The organism is Microvirga aerilata, from assembly GCF_016743775.1.
Lineage (GTDB): Bacteria > Pseudomonadota > Alphaproteobacteria > Rhizobiales > Beijerinckiaceae > Microvirga > Microvirga aerilata.
This window is the reverse complement of the sequence record NZ_JAEQMY010000309.1, coordinates 1-1,048: the sequence shown is the minus strand read 5'-3', so window position 1 is coordinate 1,048 and position 1,048 is coordinate 1. Positions and strand designations below refer to the sequence as shown.

At 66.8% G+C, this 1,048-nt stretch carries 2 protein-coding genes; both read right to left on the bottom strand.

Annotated features, from left to right (window positions below):
* Window positions 1-552: an IS630 family transposase gene (locus tag JKG68_RS34445; RefSeq protein ID WP_312891084.1), complete on the bottom strand. Its 552-nt coding sequence runs from the start codon at window positions 550-552 to the stop codon at window positions 1-3.
* The coding region (locus JKG68_RS34440) for an IS630 family transposase (protein ID WP_202066576.1) at window positions 542-1,048 on the bottom strand (507 nt) is incomplete at its 5' end. The genes JKG68_RS34445 and JKG68_RS34440, both read right to left, overlap by 11 nt.

The following is a 1,048-nucleotide window of genomic DNA, read 5'->3' as shown; positions in this document are numbered from 1 at the left end:
TCACGGAATTTCCGACGCGATGAGGTACGGGTAAGCCGTGAGGGTTGTGAGCCGGCCCTTCTCGTCGACGAGCTTGTTCCAGGCGCGGCAGACTGCCTCGAGCACAGCCCCATAGTGGTCCAGCACACGGTGCGAGAGATACCGCTCGCGCAAGTACAGCCAGACACGCTCCACCGGGTTCAGCTGGGGCGACGCTGAGGGCAGCGGCAGCAGGGTGATGGTGGCGGGCACGTGCAAGGCCCGCTCATCGTGCCAGCCCGCCTGGTCCAAGATCAGCACCGCGTGCACGCCCGGCGCCAGCTGCCGGGCAAAGTGCTCCAGAAACACCTCCATTGTGCCTGCATCCGCTCGCGGCAGGGCCAGGGCGAAGACATCATCAGTTCCAGGCCGGCAGGCGGCAAACAGGTACAGGCTCTTGTAGCGCTGATCGACTATGCCCGGCGGGCGCACCCCACGCTCATACCAGACCCGTGTCGTCCGGCCCTTCTGGCCAAAGCGCGCTTCGTCCTGGCACCAGAGCTGAATACATGCCCCAGGGTGCTCAGCCGCGATGGTCTGCAGCTTGGACGGGAGCTGCTTTTTTGAACGCCGCCTGCGCGGCTGGACTGCCCTTCGGGTGCGAAGGCCGGGTCTTCTGACGGGACAGGCTCAGCCGCTTGAGCACGCGCGACAGACCCCATTGGCTGTAACTCACGCCATAAGTCCGCTCGACATGCTCGCACAGGTCGACCAAGCGCCAGGCGCTCACCCCATCGCGCTCCGGCTCCGGCCCGCGCAGGATGTGCGCCTTGAGCGCAGCTTGCTGGCCGGCAGTGAGCTGTTCCGGGCGACCCGAACGGTGCCGGTCGTGCAGACCGTCAGGTCCCTCAGCATTGAAGCGCTGGATAGCATCGTGCAGGGCTTGGCGCTCCATCCCGGCCAGCCGTGCAGCTTCGGCCCGGGTCATGCCCTCGAGCGCATTGGCGATCGCGAGGAGCCGCAGGACGGCCCGGCAGTCCTTCTCACGGGCCGCACGCGTGCGCAGCTCTGATGGCGAGTAGTCCTGACG